The sequence below is a fragment of the Microbacterium sp. NPDC090225 genome (genome assembly GCF_044772365.1).
In the GTDB taxonomy this organism is placed as follows: Bacteria; Actinomycetota; Actinomycetes; order Actinomycetales; family Microbacteriaceae; genus Microbacterium.
This window is the reverse complement of sequence record NZ_JBIVYS010000001.1, coordinates 2,387,908-2,409,574: the sequence shown is the minus strand read 5'-3', so window position 1 is coordinate 2,409,574 and position 21,667 is coordinate 2,387,908. Positions and strand designations below refer to the sequence as shown.

At 69.4% G+C, this 21,667-nt stretch carries 22 protein-coding genes; 6 read left to right on the top strand and 16 right to left on the bottom strand.

The window, feature by feature from the left end:
* Positions 1-235: 235 nt before the first annotated feature.
* The 10 genes from ACIQTT_RS11620 to ACIQTT_RS11575 all read right to left on the bottom strand — a co-directional run bounded on the left by ACIQTT_RS11620 (position 236) and on the right by ACIQTT_RS11575 (position 10,278).
* A complete protein-coding gene (locus ACIQTT_RS11620) occupies positions 236-1,030 on the bottom strand; it encodes a TIGR03943 family putative permease subunit (protein ID WP_402789853.1) in 795 nt (264 codons plus the stop codon).
* A gap of 4 nt (positions 1,031-1,034) precedes the next feature.
* Entirely contained in the window at positions 1,035-2,057 is a 1,023-nt protein-coding gene (locus tag ACIQTT_RS11615) for a permease (RefSeq protein WP_402791186.1), read from the bottom strand.
* 2 nt (positions 2,058-2,059) lie between these two features.
* Positions 2,060-2,476: a Fur family transcriptional regulator gene (locus ACIQTT_RS11610; RefSeq protein WP_402789850.1), complete on the bottom strand. Its 417-nt coding sequence runs from the start codon at positions 2,474-2,476 to the stop codon at positions 2,060-2,062.
* 50 nt (positions 2,477-2,526) lie between these two features.
* Complete coding sequence (locus ACIQTT_RS11605; RefSeq protein WP_247633555.1) at positions 2,527-3,387, bottom strand: metal ABC transporter permease; 861 nt, start codon at positions 3,385-3,387, stop codon at positions 2,527-2,529.
* Positions 3,384-4,208 (bottom strand): metal ABC transporter ATP-binding protein, encoded by an 825-nt coding sequence (locus ACIQTT_RS11600; protein ID WP_247624211.1) that lies wholly within the window; start codon positions 4,206-4,208, stop codon positions 3,384-3,386. The genes ACIQTT_RS11605 and ACIQTT_RS11600 overlap by 4 nt, the downstream gene beginning before the upstream one ends.
* Positions 4,205-5,221: a metal ABC transporter solute-binding protein, Zn/Mn family gene (locus ACIQTT_RS11595; protein WP_402789846.1), complete on the bottom strand. Its 1,017-nt coding sequence runs from the start codon at positions 5,219-5,221 to the stop codon at positions 4,205-4,207. Before ACIQTT_RS11595 ends, ACIQTT_RS11600 begins: the two co-directional genes overlap by 4 nt.
* 143 nt (positions 5,222-5,364) lie before the next feature.
* Positions 5,365-7,056 (bottom strand): glycoside hydrolase family 13 protein, encoded by a 1,692-nt coding sequence (locus ACIQTT_RS11590; RefSeq protein WP_402789843.1) that lies wholly within the window; start codon positions 7,054-7,056, stop codon positions 5,365-5,367.
* Between the two features lie 98 nt (positions 7,057-7,154).
* Complete coding sequence (locus ACIQTT_RS11585; protein WP_247633552.1) at positions 7,155-8,030, bottom strand: carbohydrate ABC transporter permease; 876 nt, start codon at positions 8,028-8,030, stop codon at positions 7,155-7,157.
* The gene (locus ACIQTT_RS11580) at positions 8,030-8,962 is read right to left on the bottom strand and encodes a carbohydrate ABC transporter permease (RefSeq protein WP_402789840.1); all 933 of its coding nucleotides are present in this window, start codon (positions 8,960-8,962) and stop codon (positions 8,030-8,032) included. The genes ACIQTT_RS11585 and ACIQTT_RS11580 overlap by 1 nt, the downstream gene beginning before the upstream one ends.
* Positions 8,959-10,278: an ABC transporter substrate-binding protein gene (locus tag ACIQTT_RS11575; protein ID WP_402789837.1), complete on the bottom strand. Its 1,320-nt coding sequence runs from the start codon at positions 10,276-10,278 to the stop codon at positions 8,959-8,961. The genes ACIQTT_RS11580 and ACIQTT_RS11575 overlap by 4 nt, the downstream gene beginning before the upstream one ends.
* Before the next feature lie 99 nt (positions 10,279-10,377).
* On the opposite strand from ACIQTT_RS11575, the gene ACIQTT_RS11570 reads away from it, so the two are divergent.
* The 3 genes from ACIQTT_RS11570 (at position 10,378) to ACIQTT_RS11560 (ending at position 12,713) form a co-directional block, all read left to right on the top strand.
* Complete coding sequence (locus ACIQTT_RS11570) at positions 10,378-11,598, top strand: ROK family protein (protein ID WP_402789834.1); 1,221 nt, start codon at positions 10,378-10,380, stop codon at positions 11,596-11,598.
* A 97-nt stretch (positions 11,599-11,695) separates the two neighbouring features.
* Positions 11,696-12,244 carry a 2'-5' RNA ligase family protein gene (locus ACIQTT_RS11565; protein WP_402789831.1) on the top strand — a complete coding sequence of 183 codons (549 nt, stop codon included), beginning with the start codon at positions 11,696-11,698 and terminating at the stop codon, positions 12,242-12,244.
* A gap of 58 nt (positions 12,245-12,302) precedes the next feature.
* Entirely contained in the window at positions 12,303-12,713 is a 411-nt protein-coding gene (locus ACIQTT_RS11560; RefSeq protein ID WP_402789828.1) for a hypothetical protein, read from the top strand.
* Between the two features lie 47 nt (positions 12,714-12,760).
* Here the strand turns inward: ACIQTT_RS11560 and ACIQTT_RS11555 are convergent, their stop codons facing one another.
* Genes ACIQTT_RS11555 through ACIQTT_RS11540 form a run of 4 tightly spaced genes read right to left on the bottom strand, consistent with a single transcriptional unit; the run spans position 12,761 to position 17,374 of the window.
* Positions 12,761-14,119 (bottom strand): dihydrolipoamide acetyltransferase family protein, encoded by a 1,359-nt coding sequence (locus tag ACIQTT_RS11555; RefSeq protein ID WP_402789825.1) that lies wholly within the window; start codon positions 14,117-14,119, stop codon positions 12,761-12,763.
* A 40-nt stretch (positions 14,120-14,159) separates the two neighbouring features.
* A complete protein-coding gene (locus ACIQTT_RS11550) occupies positions 14,160-15,182 on the bottom strand; it encodes an alpha-ketoacid dehydrogenase subunit beta (protein ID WP_402789822.1) in 1,023 nt (340 codons plus the stop codon).
* Complete coding sequence (locus ACIQTT_RS11545; protein ID WP_402789819.1) at positions 15,137-16,264, bottom strand: thiamine pyrophosphate-dependent dehydrogenase E1 component subunit alpha; 1,128 nt, start codon at positions 16,262-16,264, stop codon at positions 15,137-15,139. Before ACIQTT_RS11545 ends, ACIQTT_RS11550 begins: the two co-directional genes overlap by 46 nt.
* 27 nt (positions 16,265-16,291) lie before the next feature.
* On the bottom strand, positions 16,292-17,374 hold the full coding sequence (locus ACIQTT_RS11540) for a histidinol-phosphate transaminase (protein ID WP_402789816.1): 1,083 nt from the start codon (positions 17,372-17,374) through the stop codon (positions 16,292-16,294).
* Between the two features lie 87 nt (positions 17,375-17,461).
* On the opposite strand from ACIQTT_RS11540, the gene ACIQTT_RS11535 reads away from it, so the two are divergent.
* A complete protein-coding gene (locus ACIQTT_RS11535) occupies positions 17,462-17,869 on the top strand; it encodes a phage holin family protein (protein WP_402789810.1) in 408 nt (135 codons plus the stop codon).
* Positions 17,870-17,871: 2 nt separating this feature from the next.
* Here ACIQTT_RS11535 and ACIQTT_RS11530 read toward each other — a convergent pair whose 3' ends face one another.
* Both ACIQTT_RS11530 and ACIQTT_RS11525 read right to left on the bottom strand, forming a co-directional pair.
* Complete coding sequence (locus ACIQTT_RS11530; RefSeq protein ID WP_402789807.1) at positions 17,872-19,236, bottom strand: hypothetical protein; 1,365 nt, start codon at positions 19,234-19,236, stop codon at positions 17,872-17,874.
* On the bottom strand, positions 19,233-19,505 hold the full coding sequence (locus tag ACIQTT_RS11525) for a hypothetical protein (RefSeq protein ID WP_402789804.1): 273 nt from the start codon (positions 19,503-19,505) through the stop codon (positions 19,233-19,235). The genes ACIQTT_RS11530 and ACIQTT_RS11525 overlap by 4 nt, the downstream gene beginning before the upstream one ends.
* Before the next feature lie 164 nt (positions 19,506-19,669).
* On the opposite strand from ACIQTT_RS11525, the gene ACIQTT_RS11520 reads away from it, so the two are divergent.
* Both ACIQTT_RS11520 and purB read left to right on the top strand, forming a co-directional pair.
* Entirely contained in the window at positions 19,670-20,158 is a 489-nt protein-coding gene (locus tag ACIQTT_RS11520) for a low molecular weight protein-tyrosine-phosphatase (protein WP_402791183.1), read from the top strand.
* Positions 20,159-20,181: 23 nt separating this feature from the next.
* The gene (gene purB, locus ACIQTT_RS11515) at positions 20,182-21,564 is read left to right on the top strand and encodes an adenylosuccinate lyase (protein WP_402791180.1); all 1,383 of its coding nucleotides are present in this window, start codon (positions 20,182-20,184) and stop codon (positions 21,562-21,564) included.
* Positions 21,565-21,667 lie beyond the last annotated feature (103 nt).

The following is a 21,667-nucleotide window of genomic DNA, read 5'->3' as shown; positions in this document are numbered from 1 at the left end:
TACGGTGTGCGCCTCGGAACCGGGTCCCGGGGCTGCCGCTGAACCGGGTCCCGGGGCTGCCTCGGAACCGGGTCCCGGGGCTGCCGCTGAACTGGGTCCCTGAGCTTGTCGAAGGGCCCCACCCCGAGACTCCTCCGCAGCCGACTCCTCCGCAGCCGCCGCGGCGGCAGCCTCGCGGGCGGCGCGCATCTCGGCGCGCGTGCGCGGGACGGCGGGGCCCTCGGGCCGCTCGTCGTCAGTACTCATACGGGTCTCCCGGCTCGTCGATCGCGACGACCTCGGTGGGGACGATGCTCAGTTTGCCGTCGGCATCCGTCTTCACCGTTCCCGTGACCTCGACCCACTGGCCGGTGTCGTACGCGCTCGCGTCGACGTCGACCGGCAGGGTCGCCGGCTGCGCGTCGATCACGCAGTGCGTGATGACCATGCGGGTGAGGTTGACCTCGCCATCCTTCACCGCGTCGGGGGTGACGAAGCCGACGAGCGAGACGGATGCCCCGTCGTAGGCCGCCGTGTTCGTCGCCGTCGCGAACACGCTGGCCCAGTCCCCCACCCCGAAGGTCGAGGTGTCGGCGATGCCGAGCGTGACGTCGTCGGAACCGGCGAAGAGCGCTGTCTGCTCACCGACGCGCGACATCGCGAGCTCGACCGACAGTGACGCCGGCGGCAGCACGAGCGCCGCCGCGACGACGCCCGTCGCGAGGATGCCGCCGGTCACCGCTCCGGCGGCGGCGAGGGCTCGGCGCGGGGCGGGCGCGGCATCCGCCTCGTCGTGCGCGGTGCCGTGATCATGACCGTGATCGGACTCTTCACCCAGCGGCAAGGTGCACGACCAGATCTCGCCCAGCAGCGTGACGACGGCCGCAGCGCACGCGAACCACACCGACTCGGGGCTGATGTAGAGGGTGAGGCGGCCCGTGACGCCGAGGCCGAGCGTGACGATCGACACGAAGGTCGCGAGTCCGATGCCCAGCCACCGCGTGCCGAGCGCGCGCAGGCGGGAGCGCGAGGGCGCGTTCTCAGCGGTCACTTTCTCAGACAAGGACGTTCACCCCGATCCCGATCGCGAAGGCCGAGGCGACCACGACGCCGACGATGCCGAGCAGCGTGCGCGCCGTGAAGGTCGTACGCATGAGCGCGAGCATCTTGACGTCGACGAGCGGGCCGACGAGCAGGAACGCGACGAGCGCGCCCGACGAGAAAGTCGAGGCGAACGACAACGCGAAGAACGCGTCGACGTTCGAGCAGATCGCGACCGTCATCGCGAGCGCCATCATCGCGACGATCGACAGCACCGGGTTCGCGCCGATCGCGAGCAGCATGTCGCGCGGGATGAGCACCTGCACGGCCCCGGCGAGCGCCGAGCCGATCACGAGGGCGGGCATCACGGCGCGCAGCTCGATGAGGAACTGCGTCAGGCTGCGCTTGACCGGGGTGCCGTGCTCGTGGGTGACCCGGTCGCACGTGTCGATGAAGCGCTGCGTGAGCATGGCGTCGGGCGAGGGGTGGCGGCTGTAGATCCAGCCGATGAGGTTCGCGATCAGGTAGCCGCCGACGAGACGGGCGACGAGAATCCCGCCGTCCCACCCGAACGCCGCGTGGGTGGTGAGGATCACGATCGGGTTCACGATCGGCGCCGCGATGAGGAAGGTCATCGCCTCGGCCGGCGCGAGGCCGCGCATCATGAGTCCGCGAGCGAAGGGCACGTTGCCGCACTCGCAGACCGGGATCAGCATGCCCAGCAGCGACAGCACCGCGCGGCGGGCCCAGGCGCGCTTCGGCAACCAGCGGTGGATGACGTCGGCCGGCAGCCACACCTGCACCACGATCGACAGCAGCACGCCGAGGATCACGAACGGCAGGGCCTCGATCAGCACGCTGAGCGCGAGGGTCAGCCCGTCCTGGGCGCGGGTGGGCAGCGAGGCCGGGAACAGCGACGGCAGGAACGCGTCGACCAGGAACAGGGCCGCGATGATCACGGCCCCCAGAATCAGTCCGATCCACGCCGAACGCGGCGACGCGCTCGGGCGATGCGTGTGGCGCTGCGGAGTGAGCAGGGTCACGCGGTCGCGGCCCTCTCGGCGTCGCGCTTGTTGGTGCAGGGGGCGCACAGTCCGAAGATGTCGACGACGTGCGCGGCATCCGTGAATCCGTGCAGCGCGGCCGTGCGGTGCGCCCACTGCTCGACGTCCTTGGCCTCGATCTCGACCGTGAGACCGCAGTTGCGGCAGATCAGGTGGTGGTGGTGACCCTGCGTGGTGCAGGCGCGGTAGAGCGCCTCGCCCTCGGGGCTCTGCAACGAGTCGGCGTCGCCCGAGGTCGCGAGGCCCGCGAGCGCACGATAGACGGTGGCGAGGCCGATGCCGGTGTTCTCGTCGCGCAGCGAGGCGTGCAGGGTCTGCGCGCTCACGAAACCGCGCGCGTCGGCGAGTGCTTCGCGCACGCGTTCGCGCTGCCAGGTGTTCCGCTGAGCCATACCGACGATTCTAGGCGTCGGGGATCGGCGAGGGCTGGGAGTCGCTCACGTCAGACCCGCACCCGCCGTACGCGCGCCCGAGCCTTCTGCACCACCCAGCACACGACGTAGATCGTGAACGAGAGCGTCGTGATGTACGGGCTGACGGGCAGGGTGCCGGCCAGGGCGAGCAGGATGCCGCCCACCGCCGAGACGAAGCCGAACAGTGCGGCGAGCAGCGGCACGGCCACCGGTCCCGCGGTCACGCGCATCGCGGCAGCGGCGGGGGTGACCAGCAGCGCCATCACGAGCAGCGCACCGATGATGTGCACGCTGACGGCGACGATGAGGCCGAGCAGCACCATGAACAGCAGGCTCACGGCGCGCGTCGGCACACCGCGGGCGGCAGCCGACTCGGGGTCGAGCGAGTCGAAGCGCAGCGGGTTCCACATGATGAGCAGCCCGAGCAGCACGACCAGGCTGATGCCCATGAGCCAGCCGAGGTCGGGGCTCGACACCGACACGATCTGCCCGGTGAGCAGGCTGAACCGGTTGGCGCTGCGGCCGTCGTAGAGCGACAGGAACAGGATGCCGAGGCCGAGGCCGAACGGCATGAGGACGCCCACGATCGAGTTGCGGTCACGGGCCTTCGCTCCGAGGACGCCGATCAGTATCGCCGCGACGAGGGCTCCGCCGAGCGAACCGAACACCACGCTGCCGCCGAACAGCAGCGCGGCCGCGGCGCCCGCGAACGACAGCTCGCTCACGCCATGCACGGCGAAGGCGAGGTCGCGCTGCATCACGAAGACCCCGATGAGTCCGCCGACGATGCCGAGCACGGCCCCCGCGATGATCGAGTTCGAGAGCAGGGCCACGAGCTCGCCGTAGTCCTGGAACGAGAAGACGTCGCTCCAGTCGACGAGGGGCCTCATGCTGCTCCTCCGTGCGCGTGCTCGTGGTCGCCATGGTCGTGGTGGGGCTCGGCATCCGGAACACCGACGACCACCAGCCGGTCGCCCGCGCGGAGCACGAACACCGGGGTGCCGTAGAGGTCGGTGAGCACACGGGTCTGCAGCACCTCGTCGGGGGTGCCGAGCAGGAACCGCCCGCCGGCGATGTAGAGGATGCGGTCGACCTTGCCGAGGATCGGGTTGATGTCGTGGGTGACGAACATCACGGCGGCCTCGCGCTCGCGGCGCTGCCGGTCGATGATGTCGGTCACGGCGACCTGGTTGGCGAGGTCGAGATTCGACAGCGGCTCGTCGCACAGCAGCAGGGCCGGCTCGTCGGCGAGGGCCTGGCCGACACGCAGCCGCTGCTGCTCACCGCCGGAGAGGAGTCCGACGCGGCGATCCGCGAAGTGCGCGGCCCCGACCGACTCGAGCAGGCGGTCGACCTTCGCGCGGTCGCCGCGATGCGGCACCGGGAACCCGAAGCGACTGCCGTGCACGCCCAGGGCGACGAGGTCGCGGGCCCGCATGCTGGTATCGGGGGCGAGCGAGCGCTGCTGCGGGATGTAGCCGATGCGGGAGTTGCCGCGGTGCACGGGCTCTCCCGCGACGCGGATGGTTCCCGATGACAGCGGCTGCAGCCCCAGGATGCTGCGCAGAAGGGTGGTCTTGCCCGAACCCGAAGGGCCCAGCACGGCGATGAACTCGCCGGGCTGGACCGTCAGATCGAGTCCCGACCAGAGTTCGCGGTCTCCACGGTGGAGCGAAGCATCCGCGATCTCGAGGACGGGGCGCCGACTCACGACTCGGTCGCGGCGGCGAGGCTCTGGATCGCGTCACTCATCCACTCAGAGTACGACGATCCGTCCTCGAGCAGCTCCGTGAAGGCGACGACGGGGATGCCGGCGTCCTTCGCGGCGTCCTCGACGCGCTGCGTCTCGGAACCACCGGTCTGGGCGTTGGTGAGCAGCGCGGTGACCTCGCCGCTCTCGATCACGTCGAGCGCCTGCAGCAGAACCGCGGGGGCGACATCCGTGCCCTCCTCGACCGACTCGGCGAAGCCCTCGGGCGTGACGTCGGTGAATCCGGCGGCCGCGGCGAGGTAGCCCGGCAGCGGCTCGGTGATGAAGACATTGACGCCCGTGGCATCCGCCTTGATGGTCGCGAGGTCGGCCTCGAAGCCCTCGAGCTCCGCCGTGAGCTCGGCCGCGTTGGCGGCGAACTCCTCGGCGCCCTCGGGGTCGAGCTCGGTCAGCTCGTCGGAGATCGCCTCGACGACGTGGATCATCGTGTGCGGATCGAACCACACGTGCTCGTTGAAGCCCTCGATGTGGTCGTGGCCCTCGTGGCCTTCTTCGCCCTCGGCGTGCTCGTGGTCGTGCTCCTCCTCGGCGGGCGCCTCCGTCGCTTCGTCCTCGTCGGCGTGGTCGTCGTGCGCCTCGTTGCCGGGGTAGTCGTGCGAGTACTCGACGGCCGTGACGACATGGGGGTCGTTCGCGTCCTGCAGGAGCGTGTCGATGAATGCGTCGTAGCCGCCGCCGTTCTCGATCACGAGGTCGGCCTTCTGCACCGTGAGGCGGTCGCGGGCGGTGGCCTCGTAGGAGTGCGGGTCCTGCGAGGCCGAGGTGATGATCGACTCGACGTCGATGCGGTCACCGCCGATCGTCGAGGCGATGTCGCCGTAGACGTTGGTGCTCGCGACGACCGTGATGGTGCCGTCGTCGCTCGCGCCCTCTCCCGCAGCGGCGGTGGAGCATCCGGCCAGCGTCAGGGCGGCGACGGATGCGAGGGCGAGAACGATCACGGGCTTCTTCATGCTCTCACTCTAAACGCTAATGAGAACCATTATCAAATCGGCGCTCACGCCCTTCGTCTCGCTCCTCTCGCTCAGGAACCGAGGAGACGACCCGGTTCCTGAGCGAGGAGCGGAGCGACGAGACGAAAGGCCCGCCGAGAACGTCAGGCGAGCAGCGACGCCGGGGCGATCCAGACCGTCGCCTCACCCGGCAGCATCGCGCCGTCGAGCGCCCTGCTCGTGAGCACGACGTCCGCGGCCTCCGCTCCCAGATCGAAGGGCTCGGTGCCGAAGTTCGTGACGATCTGCCAGCCGTTCGGACGCGCGAAGCGCAGCACGTCGGCGCGACCGGTCTCGACCCACTCCAGCGTCTCGGCCGTCTGCAGCGGATGCCGCAGGCGCAGCGCCTCGCGGTACAGCGACAGCGTCGATGCGGGATCGGATGCCTCGGCATCCACCGCGTGATCGGCGAACCACTCCGGCTGGGGCAGGTGCGCGGCAGCCGCGCCGAAACCGAACGAGACGCCGTCCGCGGTCCACGGCAGCGGCACGCGGCATCCGTCCCGACCCAGCCCGTCGAACTCGGCCCCGCGGAAGAACGCCGGGTCCTGTCGCTGCTCGGGCGAGATCTCGGCGACCTCGTGCAGTCCGAGCTCCTCCCCCTGGTACAGATAGGCGCTGCCGGGCAGGCCGAAGAGCAGCAGCGAGGCGGCCTTCGCGCGACGCAGACCGCGCTCGCGATCGAGCAGCTCGGCCGGGCCGCCGGCCGCGACCCACTCCGTGCCCTGCTTCACCGCGCGACCCTGCAACGGCGCGAGTCCGTAACGGGTGGCGTGCCGGGTGACGTCGTGGTTGGAGAGCACCCACGTGGTCGACGAGCCGCTCTGCTGCGCCTGCTCGAGGTTCTCGACGATGACCTCGCGGAACTGCGCGGCGTCGAAGTCGGCCTCGAGCAGGTCGAAGTTGAACGCCTGCCCGAGCCCCTCGGCCGAGGCGTAGCGGGCGCGACGCTCGGGCGTATCGACCCACGCCTCGGCGACCGCCGTGCGCGGCGGGTCGTACGAGTTGAAGACCTGCCGCCACTCGGCGTAGATCTCGTGCACGTCGTCGCGGTCGATCAGCGGGTGCGAGCCCGAGGAGCGATCCATCGCGTCGAGCTCGGCGCGCGAGGGCAGCGGCTCGCTGAGGTCCTTGGTGAGCATGTGCGCGACGTCGATGCGGAAGCCGTCGACTCCGCGGTCCGACCAGAAGCGCAGGGTCTTCAGGAAGTCCGCGCGCACCTCCGGGTGGTCCCAGTTGAAGTCGGGCTGCTCGGTGGCGAAGTTGTGGAAGTACCACTGGCCGTCCTCGACGCGCTCCCACGCCGAGCCGCCGAACACCGAGACCCAGTCCGTGGGCGGCTCGGCGCCGTCGGGTCCCGTGCCCTCGCGGAAGATGTACCGCTCGCGCGCAGCCGAACCGCGGCCGGCGGCGAGCGCCTCCTGGAACCACGCGTGCTGATCCGACGAGTGGTTCGGCACGATGTCGACGACGACGTGGATGCCGCGGGCGTGCAGCGCCTCGACCATCGCGTCGAAGTCGGCCAGGGTGCCCAGGCGCGGGTCGACGTCGCGGTAGTCGGCGACGTCGTAGCCGCCGTCGGCGAGCTCGGACGGGTAGAACGGGCTCAGCCAGACCGCATCGATGCCGAGCGCCGACAGGTAGTCGACGCGCGACAGGATGCCGGGGATGTCGCCGAGTCCGTCGCCGTTGGCATCGGCGAAGCTGCGGGGGTAGATCTGGTAGACGGCGGCCTGCCGCCACCACGCTGCCGTCTTGTCGTCTTCGCGGGTCTCGGTGAGAAGCGAATCGGTCATATCGGGGAGTGCTCCTTCGTTTCTTGCGGTGGTTCTCGTGGGGCCCTTCGACAGGCTCAGGGACCCAGTGTTGGGTTGCTGAGCCTGTCGAAGCATCCCTAGCCCTTGACGGCGCCCTGCGTGACGCCCTCCATGACGAAGCGCTGCGTGAACAGATAGGCCAGGATCGCCGGGGCCATCGCCATCAGGTACGAGGCGAACGACACGTTGTAGTTGTTGCTGAACTGGGTCTGGAACAGGTTCTGCCGCACCGGCAGCGTCTGCAGCGCCGGGTCGGAGATAATGAGCGACGGCATCATGAAGTCGTTCCAGGCGTAGAGGAAGGCGAAGATGCCGACCGTCGCGCTCATGGGGGCGAGCAGCGGGAAGATCAGCTTCCAGAACGTCTGCCACGTGGTGGCGCCGTCGATGCGGGCGCTCTCCTCGAGCTCGATCGGGATCGACCGCAGGAACGCCGTGAACAGCAGCACGCTGAAGCTCAGCTGGAACATCGTCGCGAGGATGATCACGCCGAACGGGTTGTCGAGCCCGAAGCGTCCGGTGAGCTGGATCTGCGGCAGGGCGACGACCGGGAACGGGATGAACATCGCCGCGAGCAGGTAGAAGAACGAGTAACGGAAGAGGCGGCGGTCCCAGTTGCGCACGATCGCGTACGAGGCGAAGGCCGCGAGCACGATGGTCGCGATCACGGTGCCGGCCGTGACGAGCAGGGAGATGCCCGCGCCGACCGGGAACTTCGTGAGGTTCCACGCCTCGACGAACCCGTCGATGCTGAACGGCGCCGGCAGCGAGAACGCGTTGCCGTCGACCGCCTGGCCCGTGGTCTTGAACGCCATCGAGAGGGTGACGTAGAGCGGGAGGAGAACGGTGACCGCGCACAGGATCAGGATGATCGTGCCCGACCAGTTGACCCGTTCCATGCGCACGCGGGGCTTCTTGCCCGCGACCTGTGTGGTGATCGTCTGCGTCGACATCAGAGTGCGTTCCTTCCGCGCGTCAGCGACAGCTGGAGGAGGGAGATGAGCACGGCGACGATGAAGAAGATGGTCGCGTTGGCCATCTGATAGGCGTAGTCGCCGCCGTTGAAGCCCGCGATGATCGTCATCGCGACGCTGCGGGTGGAGGTTCCGGGGCCGCCGTTGGTGAGGCCGACGATGATGTCGTAGGCGTTCAGGAAGCCCTTGAACCCGAGGATGACGTTGATCACGACGTAGCCCATGACGAGCGGGAGCGTGATGCGGGTGAGCTGCTGCGTCTTGCTCGCGCCGTCGATGCTCGCCGCCTCGTAGACCTCGCCGGGCACCGAGAGCAGGCCGGCGATGTAGATCAGCAGCGTGCCGGGAACGGCCTGCCAGGCGGTGACGATGACGATCGCCACCCAGGCCAGGTCGGGGTTGGCGAGCAGGCTCGTCTGCAGCCACGGGATGCCGGTGGCCGCCCCCGCGGCGGGGATCGAGTTCGAGAACAGGAAGTTGAAGACGTAGGCGATGATGATGCCCGAGATCACCATCGGGATCACGAAGATCGTGCGCAGCCCCGTCTTGAAGCGGATGCGGGAGGTGAGGCCGACCGCGAGCAGGAACGCGACCACGTTGACCACGATGACCGTGGCGATCGAGAACCCGAACGTGAAGAGGTAGCTCTGCAGGATCGCCGGGTCGCTGAACATGGCGATGTAGTTCGTGAAGCCGTTGAAGCTCCACTCGCCGATGCCGATCGAGTCGGTGAAGCTGAAGAAGATGCCCATCACGCCGGGCACCGTGATCGCGAGGGTGAAGATCACGAGCGTCGGCAGCAGGAACAGGTAGTAGATCGGCTCGACCCGGCGGCTGCGGGGACGGATGCCGCGCTTGCTGCCCGTGACGATCGCGGTCGTGTCGGTGAGTGCGGTCGGAGTGGTGGTCATGATGCCGGCTCCTCTGCCGAGGCGTTGTCCTGCGTCGACGGGATCGGCGCACGGAACGCGATGCGCGCCCAGTCCGCATCCATGGTGCGCAGGGTGTTCTGCGTCGAGGCGCCCAGCACCATCGCCTGCGCGTAGTTGAAGATCGGCAGGGTCTTGGGCACGAGCACCGAGGGGCCCTGGTAGATCTTGCCCTCGTCGTAGTACTCGATCATCCCCTCGATGCGCGGGTCGTCGGGGGCCGGGGCATCCGTCGTCGGGGTGAAGCCGAGCTGCGAGGCGTTGTACTCCTCGATGTTCTCGGGCTGATACAGGAACTCGAGGAAGTCGCGGGCGGCCTCCTGGTGGCGCGACCCCTCGGGGATCATCGCCGCGAGGTCCATGTTGACGCGCACCTCGAGGTCGTCGGGGTCGTCGGTCATCGGCAGCGGGAACGTTCCGAGCTGCAGTTCGGGTGCGGTCTTCGCGATCTCGCTGAACGCCCACGGCCCCTGCAGGTACATGGCCGCCTCGCCCTTCGCGAAGGCGAGATTGCCGTCGCCGTACGCCCTGCTCGCGGCATCCGCGTTGGTGTAGTTCTCGGCGAGCTGCATCATGCGATCCATGGGCTCGGCGAAGTCCTTCTCGAACGAGACCGGGGCGTCGGGCCCGACCTCGGTGCCCTCTTCGGCGAGCGCGTCGAAGAAGTCGATCACGTCGACCGATCCGCCGGCGGTGTAGTCGTACCAGCCCTGACCGACCGTCCAGTCGTCCTTGAAGGTGCCGTAGAACGGGTCAATGCCCGCGGCCTTGAGCTGATCGCAGACGGCGATGAGCTCGTCCCACGTCTTCGGCACCTCGAGGCCCTGGGCGTCGAAGATCTCCTTGTTGTAGATGACGGATGCCGCCATGACCGAGTACGGCAGCGCGCTCGTGCGGCCCTCGCAGGAGCCGTACTGGTCCATCAGCGGCTGCAGGTCGTCGCGGATGGTCGCCGCGGCGTCGGTGCCGGAGAGATCGGTGAGTGCGCAGCGCTGCACGAACCGGGCGATCTCGTAGTTGTAGTTGCCGAGCATGATGTCGGGCGGGTTGCCGCGCACGAAGCTGGCCGAGACGACGTCGACGCCCGAGGTGTCGATCTCGACCTTCACGTCGTCCTGCGAGGCGTTGTACTCGGCGACGCGTTCGGTCATGAACTCGATCGCCTCGCGCTTGCTGAAGGTGAAGCGGATGGTCTCCGCTCCCGAGCCGGCTGCGCAGCTCGTGAGGGCGGCACTGACCAACGTGAGGGCGAGGCCCCCGGCGATCAGCCGCAACGCGCGTGTTCGTTCTCCAGACACCGTCGTCCTTCCGGTTCTTAGATCCGACTACTAAATCTAATGAGCGAATTTACTCCGCTGGAAGGTACTCTCTCATTCAGACGACAGGAAGGCAAGGGCGTGGCAGAGATCTCCGCGGGGCTCGGCACGGGGCGCGCCAGCGTCGGCGCCGTGCTCGACTTCGCCTGGAGTGCGGGCGAGTTCACCGCCACCGATGTCATGGCCGCGACCTCGCTGACCCGCTCCACGGCCATCGACGCGATCGACACGCTCGTCGGTGCGGACGTGCTGCGCGAGCTGCCGAACGCCCGCGTGGCCGGCAGCTATCGCTCCGGCCGACCCGCCCGGCGCTTCGCGCTCTCCCCTGACCTCGGCGTCGTCGTCGGGATCGACGCGGGCGACACGCACCTCTCCGTCACCGTCGCCGATCTGCGCGACCGGAACCTCGTGCACCATCGCGTCGAGGTGTCGCAGACGCAGCCCGCCTCCGAGCGTCGCGCGCTCATCATCGAGCACCTGGGCGCCGCCCTCGACGAGGCCGGGGTGTCACCGGAGCAGGTGCTGGCCGTCTGCGCCGGTGTCGCCGCCCCCGTCGACCGCAACGGCATCTCGCCCCCGCACCCCGACGGCTTCTGGGAACGCACGAACCCCGGGCTCGCCGAGGCGCTGAGCGGCTGGGCACCGGTCGTGCACGTCAAGAACGACGCCCAGCTCGCGGCGATCGCCGAGGGCGCGGTCGGCGGAGCGATCGGATGCCGCGACTACGTCGCCCTGCTCGCCAGCGAACGCTACGGCGGCGGCGTGGTCGTCGACGGGCACGTGCTGCACGGCGCCCACGGCGGCGTCGGCGAGGGCGTCGTGTTCGACCACATCATGGGGGTCGGCTCGGCCGTCGGCCTCCCCTACTCGGTTCAGGATGCCGCGCGGGATGCCGTCGCCTCGGGGATCGTTTCCTCTTCATCGGCGCTGGGGAAGCTCGTCGCCGAAGAACGCATCGACCCCCGCCTCGTGCTCACGCTCGCGGCGTCGGGCGACCCCGATGCCCTGCTCGTCACCGAGCACGTCGGAGCCGTCGTCGCCCGCATCGTCGGCGTGCTCGGCAGCATGTACGACCCGGCCCGCGTGATCGTGTGCGGTGCGGTTGCCGAGAGCATCGAACCCGTGCTCGAGGTCGCGCGGCGACTCTTGCCCTCGGAGCTGCACCTTCCCGCGCCCGTCGTCCTCGCCTCCGACCTCGGGGCCGAGGTCGTATCGGTCGGCGCCGTCGCCACCGCCCGCCGCGCGGCGCACGAACTGTCCGTGCCGCGCCTGGCCGAAGAGCGGCTGTCGGTGCTCGCCTAGCGTCTCGGTATCCGCTTCCGACCGTGAGGGGTCACGACACGCCTCGAGCGGATGCCGCGGCACGGCGTGTCTTGACCCCTCACGGCATAATCGGGTCGTGCAAGAGACGCAACTGCGGAGGTCGCCGTCGACGATCGAGCTGCTCCTCGACGCCGACGCCGAAGACGCGGTGCGGGCCGAGTGGGACGCCCTCGCCGCACTCGGGGTGTCGAGCCTGGCGGGCCACACCTCGCCGAGCAACCGCCCGCACATCACCGTACTCGCCCGCGTCGACCTCCCTCCGCTCGACGACGGCGTTCTCGACGGCATCCGGTCGTTCCCGATCACCCTGGGCGCCCCGCTGCTCTTCGGCTCCGGCGATCGACGCGTGCTGGCGCGCGGCGTCGTGCCCACCGCCGAGCTGCTCGACCTGCACGCGCGGGTGCTCTCCCTCGCCGGCCCGGGAGAGGATGCCCCGCACATCGCTCCGGGCGAGTGGACCCCGCACGTCACCCTTGCCCGCCGGTTGCGCGTGGCCGACCTCGAGGCTGCGCTCGCGGTCGTCGGCGGCGACATCCGCGGTCACGTCGTGAGCGTGCGGCACTGGGATCCCGGCACCGCGAGGATCACCACGCTCGCGACGCTGCCGCTGGGTCAGGTGGAATAGCCCCGCGGAGACCCGTCTGCCTTGTCACTGCGATCCACCCCCGGCCAGGATGGATCCCATGAGGCGCGTGCTGGTCGGAATTCTCGCCGCGGGCGCCTTGCTGCTCACCGGATGCGGCACGACCCAGTCCGCGGCCAACGAGGTCGTGCAGGGTCTGCCGGATGGCTGGAGCGGGCCTCAACCCGACCTCATCGCGACAGAGCCCGTCGCGGGATGGGTCGACGGCGACGACTCCTTCGGGATCGTGACGTTCGGCAGTTCGAGTTGCCCGCTCGTCGCCACCTCGGTGTCGGCCGAGGACGCCCGTACGGTCACCGTCGAGTTCCGATACTCGTCGAACAACCCCTGCACGGCGGACATGGCGATGACCACTCACGTCTTCACGCTCCCGGCGGACATCACGCAACGGCCCGTGACCGTGGACTTCGTCCTCGATGGCGAAACCGTCGGCCTGGACCTCCTGGGCTGAGCCGGGGCCCTCGGCGGGCCGGGTCGTCCCGCGCCGTCGATGAGGTATCAGTCGACGAGCAGCGCGGGCTCCTCCAGCACCGACGCCACGTCGGCGACGAAACGGCTCATGGCGTCGCCGTCGACCACGCGGTGATCGAACGATCCGGCCACCGTGGTCACCCACCGGGGGCGCACCTCGCCGTCGACGACCCACGGCTTCTGGCTGATCGTGCCCATGGCCACGATTCCGGCCTCGCCGGGGTTGATGATCGGGGTTCCGGCGTCCATCCCGAACACGCCGATGTTGGTGATCGTGATGGTGCCGCCCTGCTGGTCGGCGGGCGAGGTCTTGCCCTCGCGGGCCGTGAGGGTGAGGCGGTTGAGCGCCCGGGCGAGGTCCTTCATGCCGAGGTCCTGCGCGTCCTTGATGTTCGGTACGAGCAGTCCGCGGGGCGTGGCCGCGGCGATGCCGAGGTTCACGTAGTGGCGCACCGCGATCTCTGCACCGTTCTCGGTTTCGACCCACGCGGCGTTGATCATGGGCGTGCGACGCGCGGCCCAGATCACGGCGCGGGCCATGATCAGCAACGGCGACACCTTGATGTCGGCGTACTCGGGCGCGGCCTTCAGGCGCTTGACGAGCTCCATCGTGCGCGAGGCGTCGACCTCTTTCCACACGGTGACGTGCGGGGCCGAGTAGGCGCTCTGCACCATCGCCGACGACGTGGCCTTGCGCACGCCCTTCACGGGGATGGACTCGGTGCGATCGGCGTCGGAGGCGGAGGCGGATGCCGCGGCCGGGGCGACCCCGCGGGCCAGGCCCGCCGGGGCGATCTGCGGCGCGGGAACGGTCTCCTCGCGCACGGCACCCCACTCGGGGGTCTCGATGTTGCGGAAGACGCTCGCCTGCGAAGCGTGCTTCATCACGTCGTCGCGGGTGACCTCGCCGTCGGCGCCGCTCGGGGTGACCGTGGTGAGGTCGACACCGAGGTCGCGGGCGAGCTTGCGGATCGGGGGCTTCGCGATCACGCCCACCGAGGAGCGCACCGGGCGCTCGGCGGGGCGCTTGCGGCGCGAGGTCGCTCCCCCGCCGGTGCCGTAGCCGACGAGCACCGATCCGCCGCCCTCTTCGGGTGCGGGGGCTTCGGCCGTCACGACCTTGCCGGCGCCGGCGTCGTCGTGCTCGTCCGTCACGAAGGTGATGATCGGCGCGCCGACCTCGACCGTCGCCCCCTCGGCGACGAGCAGCTCACCGACCGTTCCCGCATGCGGCGAGGGCAGCTCGACGAGCGACTTGGCCGTCTCGATCTCGCAGATGACGTCGTTGATCGCGACCCTGTCGCCGGGCGCGACCTTCCACGTGACGATCTCGGCCTCGGTCAGGCCTTCGCCGACATCCGGAAGGGTGAAGTTCTGCGTGCTCATCTGCGGTCCTTTCGGAACGTCTCAGTACTTTCGGAACAACTCAGTAGGCGAGTGAACGGTCGACGGCCTCGAGGATGCGGTCGGCATCCGGGAGGTACGAGCCCTCGAGCTTGGCGGGCGGGAACGGGGTGTCGAAGCCCGACACCCGCAGCACCGGCGCCTCGAGGGCGTAGAACGCGCGCTCCATGACGGTCGCGGCGACCTCGCTGCCGATGCTGCCGAAGCCCTGCGCCTCCTGCGCGTAGACCATGCGTCCGGTCTTGCGCACCGAGTCGAGGATCGGCGCGTAGTCGATCGGCGAGATCGAGCGCAGGTCGACGACCTCGCAGCTCGTGCCCTCGGACTCGGCCAGCGCGGCCGCCTGCAGCAGCGTCGTGACCATCGCGCCGTGGCCGACCAGGGTGACGTCGGAGCCGGTGCGCACGACCCGCGAGGAGTGCAGTGGGGCAGCGGATGCCTCGAGCTCGACGTCGCCCTTGGGCCAGTAGCGGCTCTTGGGCTCCATGAAGATCACGGGGTCGTTCGAGGCGATCGCCTCCTGGATCATCCAGTAGGCGTCGTTCGGCGTCGACGGTGACACGACCCGCAGGCCCGGGGTGTGCGCGAAGTACGCCTCGGGGCTCTCCTGGTGGTGCTCGACCGCGCCGATGTGCCCGCCGTAGGGAATGCGGATCACGATAGGCAGGCTCAGCGCACCCTCGTGGCGGTTGGTGAGCTTGGCGAGCTGCGTGGTGATCTGGTCGAAGGCGGGGAACACGAAGCCGTCGAACTGGATCTCGACCACGGGGCGGAACCCGGCCATGGCGAGGCCGATCGCGGTTCCGACGATGCCCGACTCGGCGAGCGGGGTGTCGAGCACGCGCTTGTCGCCGAAGTCGCGCTGCAGGTGCTCGGTCACGCGGAACACACCGCCGAGCTTGCCGATGTCCTCGCCCATGAGCAGGACCTTGGCGTCGTCTTCCATGGCCTTGCGCAGACCGGCGTTCAGAGCCTTGCTGAACGGCATCGTCTCGAGGGTCACTGCGCTCCTCCTTCGAACGACGCTTCGTAGCGCGCGAGCCATTCCTTCTGCTCGGCGATCAGCGGGTGCGCCTCGCTGTAGACGTGGTCGAACATCCTGCCCACGGGCGGCGGGCCGAGTTCGACCGTGCGGGCGCGGAGATCCTCTGCGGCATCCGCGCCTTCGGCGTCGACGTCGGAGAAGAAGGATGCCCCTGCTCCCCGGTTCTCGAGGAACGCGCGCATGCGGGTGATCGGGTCGCGCTGCGCCCACGATTCCTCTTCGTCGTTACCCCGGTACTTGGTGGGGTCGTCGCTGGTGGTGTGGGCGCCCAGGCGGTAGGTGACGGCCTCGATCGCGCGCGGCCCCTGGCCGGTGCGCGCCTCGTCGAGCGCGGCGCGCGAGACGGCGTAGCTGGCGAGCACGTCGTTGCCGTCGACCCGCACGCTGGGGATGCCGTAGCCGGCGCTGCGCTGCACGAGCGGAACCCGGGACTGCGTCGCGACCGGGACGGAGATCGCCCAATGGTTGTTCTGCAGGAAGAAGACGGTCGGCGACTGGTAGCTGGCGGCGAAGACCATCGCCTCGTGCACGTCGCCCTGGCTGGAGGCGCCGTCGCCGTAGTAGACGATGACGGCCTCGTCGCGGTCGACGTCACCGCTGCCGGAGCGCCCGTCGAACGACAGGCCCATCGCGTAGCCCGTGGCGTGCAGCGCCTGCGACCCGAGCACCAGCGTGTAGAGGCGGGTGTTGCCGTTCTTGGGGTCGGTGGGATCCCAGCCGCCGTGCGAGACGCCGCGCATCAGCTTGATGATGTCGAGCGGGTCGACGCCGCGGATGCGGGTGACCGCGTGCTCCCGATAAGACGGGAAGAGCGTGTCCTGCGCGCGCGCGGCGCGACCGGAACCGACCTGCGCCGCCTCCTGACCGCGGCTCGGCGGCCAGAGCGCCAGCTGTCCCTGTCGTTGCAGGTTGGTGGCCTGGGTGTCGATGGCGCGGATGACGACCATGTCGCGGTAGAACTGCTCGAGTTCTGCGTCGCTGATCGATTCGATCAGCGACAGGTACCGCTCCGCAGCGGGGGTGGGGGCGAATCGGCCGTCCGCCTCGAGGACGCGGACGATTTCGTTCTCTGACGAGCTCACCGTTCCACGCTATCCGAGGAACGGTGCCTAGGGCTGGAGAGTCCGCACAACGGATTCAGAAACCTGTAGGACCTTGTCCACCGATTCATGCTCTCCGACGGATATGCGGATGCCGTCACCCGAGAACGGTCGCACCACGATGTCGCCCGCGACGAAGGCCGCGGCGACCTCGTCGGTGCGGTCGCCGGCGGGCAGCCAGACGAAGTTGCCCTGGGAGTCGGGCACCTTCCAGCCCTGGGCGCGGAGCCCCGCGACGAGGCGCGTGCGACGGGCGACGATCTCGGTGACGCGCTCGAGCAGCTCGGCCTCGGCGTCGAGGCTCGCGATCGCCGCGTTCTCGGCTGCAGCCGTCACGGAGAGCGGAACGCCGGTGACGCGGGCGGAGTCGAGCACCTTCTCGTGGCCGATCGCGTAGCCGATGCGCAGCCCGGCGAGACCGTAGGCCTTCGAGAAGGTGCGCAGCACGACGACGTTCGGATGCCGGTCGAAGATGCGCTCGGCGAGACCGTCGACCGCGTCGGGCGCGGTGACGAACTCGGCATATGCCTCGTCGAGAATGATCAGGATGTCGGCGGGAACCCGCTCGACGAAGGCCGCGAACTCGCCGCTCGTGATGATCGGACCGGTCGGGTTGTTGGGCGTGCAGACGATGATCGCGCGGGTGCGGTCGGTGACGGCATCCGCCATCGCGTCGAGGTCGTGACGGGAATCGTCGGTGAGCGCGACCGGCACTCCGGTCGCTCCGGAGATGAGCGGCAGGCTCGGGTACGCCTCGAACGACCGCCACGCGTAGATGACCTCGTCGTCGACGGATGCCGTGGCGAGGATCAGCTGGTGCAGGATCGACACGCTGCCCGCGGCGACGTGCACCTGGTCGGGCTCGACGCCGTACCGCGCGCCGAGGCGCTCGCGCAGGCGCAGCGCGGTGGCGTCGGGGTAACGGTTGATCGGCGTGATGTGCTGCATCGCCTCGACCACCGACGGCAGCGGGTCGAAGGGGTTCTCGTTGCTCGACAGCTTGAACGCATCGGGTCCCGCCTGCTTGCCCTGGCGGTACGGCGCGAGCGCGGCGATGGCGGGGCGGATGCGGGGAAGGATCGGGTCGGTCACGAGGACGAGTCTACGAGTGCTCGGAGGAAGCGCAGCGGACGAATCCTCCTGACAACCACCACCCGCACGTGGAAGACTGGGCGGACCATGCGCTTCATCATCCGAGTCGTCGTCAACGCGTTCGCCCTCTGGGTCGTGACGCTGATCCCCGCGCTGCAGGTGAGCGTCATCGCTTTCCCCCCGGGAGAGACGCTGCAGCTCGTGCTCACGCTTCTCGCGGTCGCGGCGATCTTCGCCCTCGTGAACACGATCATCGGCACGGTCGTGAAGATCGTGGCGTTCCCGCTGTACATCCTCACCCTCGGGCTCATCGGGTTCGTCATCAACGGCTTCCTGCTGTGGCTGACCGCCTGGATCACGAGCGGCCTGGACTGGGGCCTGCGCGTCGAGCACTTCTGGTGGGGCGTCGTCGCCGCGCTGATCATCTCGATCATCAACGGCATCTTCGGTTTCATCCTGCGCCCGCAGGCCAAGAAGCCGCGCCGCCGCGACTGACCTCACAGCACGTCCTTCCGACGCCACCACTCGTCTCCGATGACCGGTGCGGGCGTGGTCGAGCCGCCCGGTGCCACCACCTCCTCGGGCAGCACCCGCTGGGCCCGGTAGTCGGTCGACGTGACCGAGGTCGCCTGTCCGAGGTCGTTCCACAGGTCATCGAGTCCATCGACCCGCGGGTCACCCGACTCCTCGACCATCTCGGCGGTCTCGACGTAGGTGTCGAGCACGTGAGGTTCGAGCGTGAGATCCTGCAGCCCCTGCGCCGGGTCGCCGACGCGCTCTGCGGTGAAGCTGTCGGGAGACCCCGTACCCCCGGGCGATCCCCCGCCCGCCAGCGACGACACCACGTCGTCGGTGTGCCGCAGCTGCACTAGCGTCTGGTCGTCGTCGAGCGTCGGCTCGACCGGGCTGCCCGCCGTGATCTCCACCCCGACGTCGTAGACGTCGTCCATCGCGAGATGCGAGGCGATCGTCCCGCCCTGGGAGTGCCCGACGATATCGACCCGGTCTCCCGGTTTCGCACCGGACGCCTTCAATGCGTCGAGCGTCGCCTGGTAGGAGGCGGACTTCTGCTTCGAGTAGAGCTCGACGTTGGACTTCATGTCCCACGGCTCCTTCCCCCCGCTGAGGAGCGACTGCGTGCCCTTCACATACGTGACGAACCGGTTCGAGCCATCGGGCATCGTGTACTTCTCGACCCGCACCTGCGCTCCCCCGGAGTTCGGGAACCGCTGGAGGGCGTCGGGCAGCGACGTCGGCGGAGCCTTCGGGGTCGTCGTCGCCACCGGAGTGACGCGCACGGCATCCGCCCTGCCCTGCAACGTCGCGCCCTTCGGGATCACGCCCTTGCCGAGCAGAGCAGCGGCCAGCCCGATCCCGCCGAAAACTCCACCGAACGGCGTACCGAACCCGACCTGCGCATCGAGTCCGTCGAACCGGTGCGTGCCCCAGTCCAGAACGAGGGCAGCGACGAGACCCTGGACACGGGGGTCGGCATCCACGATCTCGTCGGCCCGAGCGTTCAGGGCTGCGGCCGCAGCGGCATCGCTCGCGGCGAGCGCCTCCGCCCGCGCGCGTAGCTCGACCACCTCGTACGCATCCGCCATGAGCAGCGTCGAGGACGCCGTCGTCTCGGCCGTGATCCGCAGCTCGTCGAGTCGCGTGCGGCTGCGTCCGAGCGCGTCGAAGCCGCTCCACGAACGGCACGCGGCCGAGCCGATGAGCAGCGCATAGGCGTTACCCGCAGCGGCCGCGCCCTGCGCCAGCGACCCCGCGAGGCCGGCCAACCGCGTGCCGATGTCGCGCAGCACCTCGGTGTCGACCGAGATCGCGCCGCCGTAACGGATGTCGAGGTCGTCGCTCATCCGAGCCCCGCCGCTCGCTGCTCTGCCTCGGTCGACTCCAGGATCATGACCTCGAGGGCGATGAGACCGCGCTGCTCGGCCATCGTCGTGTGCAGCGATCGCATCCCGTCGGACGCCCACTCGGTCTCGTCGACGAGGGGATCGAGAGTCGCCGCGGCGGTCTGCGTGAAGTCGAGGGCGACGCGGAGCTGAGCCCCGGCCTGCTGCCACATCGACACGTCGTACGGGGTCCACCCATCGGTGGTCGGGAGCGCGATCGAGGAGTACATGCCCACAGCCTCCGCCGCAGGAGCACCCGGCGTTGACCGCGAGCGCACGAGCGGTGCAGAGCGTCGCGCAATCGGATGCTGTGCAGGATCAGTGAGCCCGCGAACTGTGCACGACGGCCCGAGAGCGGCAGAATGTATCTGTGACATCCCCGGATCCCTTTCGCGTGATCTTCGTGTGCACGGGGAACATCTGCCGATCCCCCATGGCCGAGGTGGTTTTCCGCGACCTTGCCGACCATCAGGGACTCGGCTCGCGCATCGTCTCGCGCAGCGCGGGCACGGGCGACTGGCACCTCGGCGAGCGCGCCGACCACCGCACGATCGACTCGCTCGCCCGCCGCGGGTACGACGGGTCGCAGCACCGCGCGAAGCAGTTCACCGCGGCATCCTTCCTCGAGAACGACCTCATCGTCGCCCTCGACCGCACCCACGAGCGCATCCTGCGCGAATGGGCGCGCGACGAGGATCAGGAGGGCAAAGTCACCCTCCTCCTCGGCTTCGACCCCGACGCCTCGACCCACGATGTGCCCGACCCCTACTACGCCGGCCCCGAGATGTTCGATTCGGTGCTCGGTATGATCGAGACGGCGACTCGCGGGCTGTTCCGTCAGCTCGAACCCGCCCTGCGCCAGCCCCGCACGCCCCGTATCTGACGGGCCCGATCAGGAGGATTCCCCTGACTTTCCAGCCTTCGCTTCCGCCGCAGCCCCTGAGCCCCCTCGACGGTCGCTACCGCGGCGCCGTCACCGGGCTCGCCGACTTCCTCTCGGAGGCCGGCCTCAACCGGGCCCGCGTCGAGGTCGAGGTCGAGTGGCTCATCGCCCTCACCGACCGCTCGCTGTTCGAGACCTCCCCCCTGTCGGATGCCGATAAGGAGCGCCTCCGCGCCCTCTACCGCGACTTCGGCCAGGCCGAGATCGACTGGCTCGCCGAGAAGGAGGCGGTCACCCGCCACGACGTCAAGGCCATCGAGTACCTCGTGCGCGACCGCCTCTCGACGCTCGGCCTCGACGCGATCGCCGAGCTGACGCACTTCGCCTGCACGAGCGAGGACATCAACTCGGTCTCGTACGCCCTCACCGTTAAGCGCGCGGTCGAGAGCGTCTGGCTCCCCGCCCTCGATTCCGTCATCGCCAAGCTCCGCGAGCTCGCGGTCGAGCACGCCGACGCCGCGATGCTCTCCCGCACCCACGGCCAGCCCGCCACCCCGTCGACCATGGGCAAGGAGATCGCCGTGTTCGCGTGGCGTCTCGAGCGCGTGCGCGCCCAGATCGCAGCATCCGACTACCTGGCCAAGTTCTCGGGCGCGACCGGCACGTGGTCGGCGCACCTGTCGGCCGACCCCGACGCCGACTGGCCGACCATCGCCCGCGAGTACGTCGAGGGCCTGGGACTCGGCTTCAACGTGCTCACCACCCAGATCGAGTCGCACGACTGGCAGGTCGAGCTCTACGACCGCGTGCGTCACGCCGGCGGCATCCTGCACAACCTCGCCACCGACATCTGGACGTACATCTCGCTCGGCTACTTCGCGCAGATCCCCGTCGCGGGCGCGACCGGGTCGTCGACCATGCCGCACAAGATCAACCCGATCCGCTTCGAGAACGCCGAGGCGAACCTCGAGCTCTCGGCCGCCCTGCTCGGTTCGCTCTCGCAGACCCTCGTCACGAGCCGTCTGCAGCGCGACCTCACCGACTCGACCACGCAGCGCAACATCGGCGTCGCGTTCGGGCACTCGCTGCTCGCGCTCGACAACCTGCGCCGCGGGCTCAACGAGATCTCGCTCTCGCGCGACGTGCTGCTCGCCGACCTCGACGTGAACTGGGAGGTGCTCGCCGAGGCGATCCAGACGGTCATCCGCGCCGAGGTCGTCGCCGGCCGTTCGAGCATCACCGACCCGTACGCGCTGCTCAAGGAGCTGACCCGCGGACACCGCGTCGGCGGCGCCGAGCTCGCCGAGTTCGTGCAGGGCCTCGAGATCGGCGACGCGGCCAAGCAGCGCCTGCTCGCGCTGACCCCCGCCACCTACACGGGAATCGCCGAGCGCCTCGCGCGCTGACGCGTCTCCCCCACGCCGAAACGCACCCCAGGCCCATCGGGCGGGGTGCGTTTCTGTGTTCGGCCTCGACTCGCGGGTGTACCTAACTCAGGAAGATCGCGCG

What these genes read in the sequence shown, in the direction of transcription:
- ACIQTT_RS11610 (WP_402789850.1), bottom strand. Translation starts at nt 2,476, where the DNA reads ATGGCTCAGCGGAACACCTGGCAGCGCGAACGCGTGCGCGAAGCACTC.
- ACIQTT_RS11605 (WP_247633555.1), bottom strand. Translation starts at nt 3,387, where the DNA reads ATGAGGCCCCTCGTCGACTGGAGCGACGTCTTCTCGTTCCAGGACTAC.
- ACIQTT_RS11595 (WP_402789846.1), bottom strand. Translation starts at nt 5,221, where the DNA reads ATGAAGAAGCCCGTGATCGTTCTCGCCCTCGCATCCGTCGCCGCCCTG.
- ACIQTT_RS11590 (WP_402789843.1), bottom strand. Translation starts at nt 7,056, where the DNA reads ATGACCGATTCGCTTCTCACCGAGACCCGCGAAGACGACAAGACGGCA.
- ACIQTT_RS11585 (WP_247633552.1), bottom strand. Translation starts at nt 8,030, where the DNA reads ATGTCGACGCAGACGATCACCACACAGGTCGCGGGCAAGAAGCCCCGC.
- ACIQTT_RS11580 (WP_402789840.1), bottom strand. Translation starts at nt 8,962, where the DNA reads ATGACCACCACTCCGACCGCACTCACCGACACGACCGCGATCGTCACG.
- ACIQTT_RS11560 (WP_402789828.1), top strand. Translation starts at nt 12,303, where the DNA reads ATGAGGCGCGTGCTGGTCGGAATTCTCGCCGCGGGCGCCTTGCTGCTC.
- ACIQTT_RS11555 (WP_402789825.1), bottom strand. Translation starts at nt 14,119, where the DNA reads ATGAGCACGCAGAACTTCACCCTTCCGGATGTCGGCGAAGGCCTGACC.
- ACIQTT_RS11550 (WP_402789822.1), bottom strand. Translation starts at nt 15,182, where the DNA reads ATGGCTCGCGCGCTACGAAGCGTCGTTCGAAGGAGGAGCGCAGTGACC.
- ACIQTT_RS11535 (WP_402789810.1), top strand. Translation starts at nt 17,462, where the DNA reads ATGCGCTTCATCATCCGAGTCGTCGTCAACGCGTTCGCCCTCTGGGTC.
- ACIQTT_RS11530 (WP_402789807.1), bottom strand. Translation starts at nt 19,236, where the DNA reads ATGAGCGACGACCTCGACATCCGTTACGGCGGCGCGATCTCGGTCGAC.
- ACIQTT_RS11525 (WP_402789804.1), bottom strand. Translation starts at nt 19,505, where the DNA reads ATGTACTCCTCGATCGCGCTCCCGACCACCGATGGGTGGACCCCGTAC.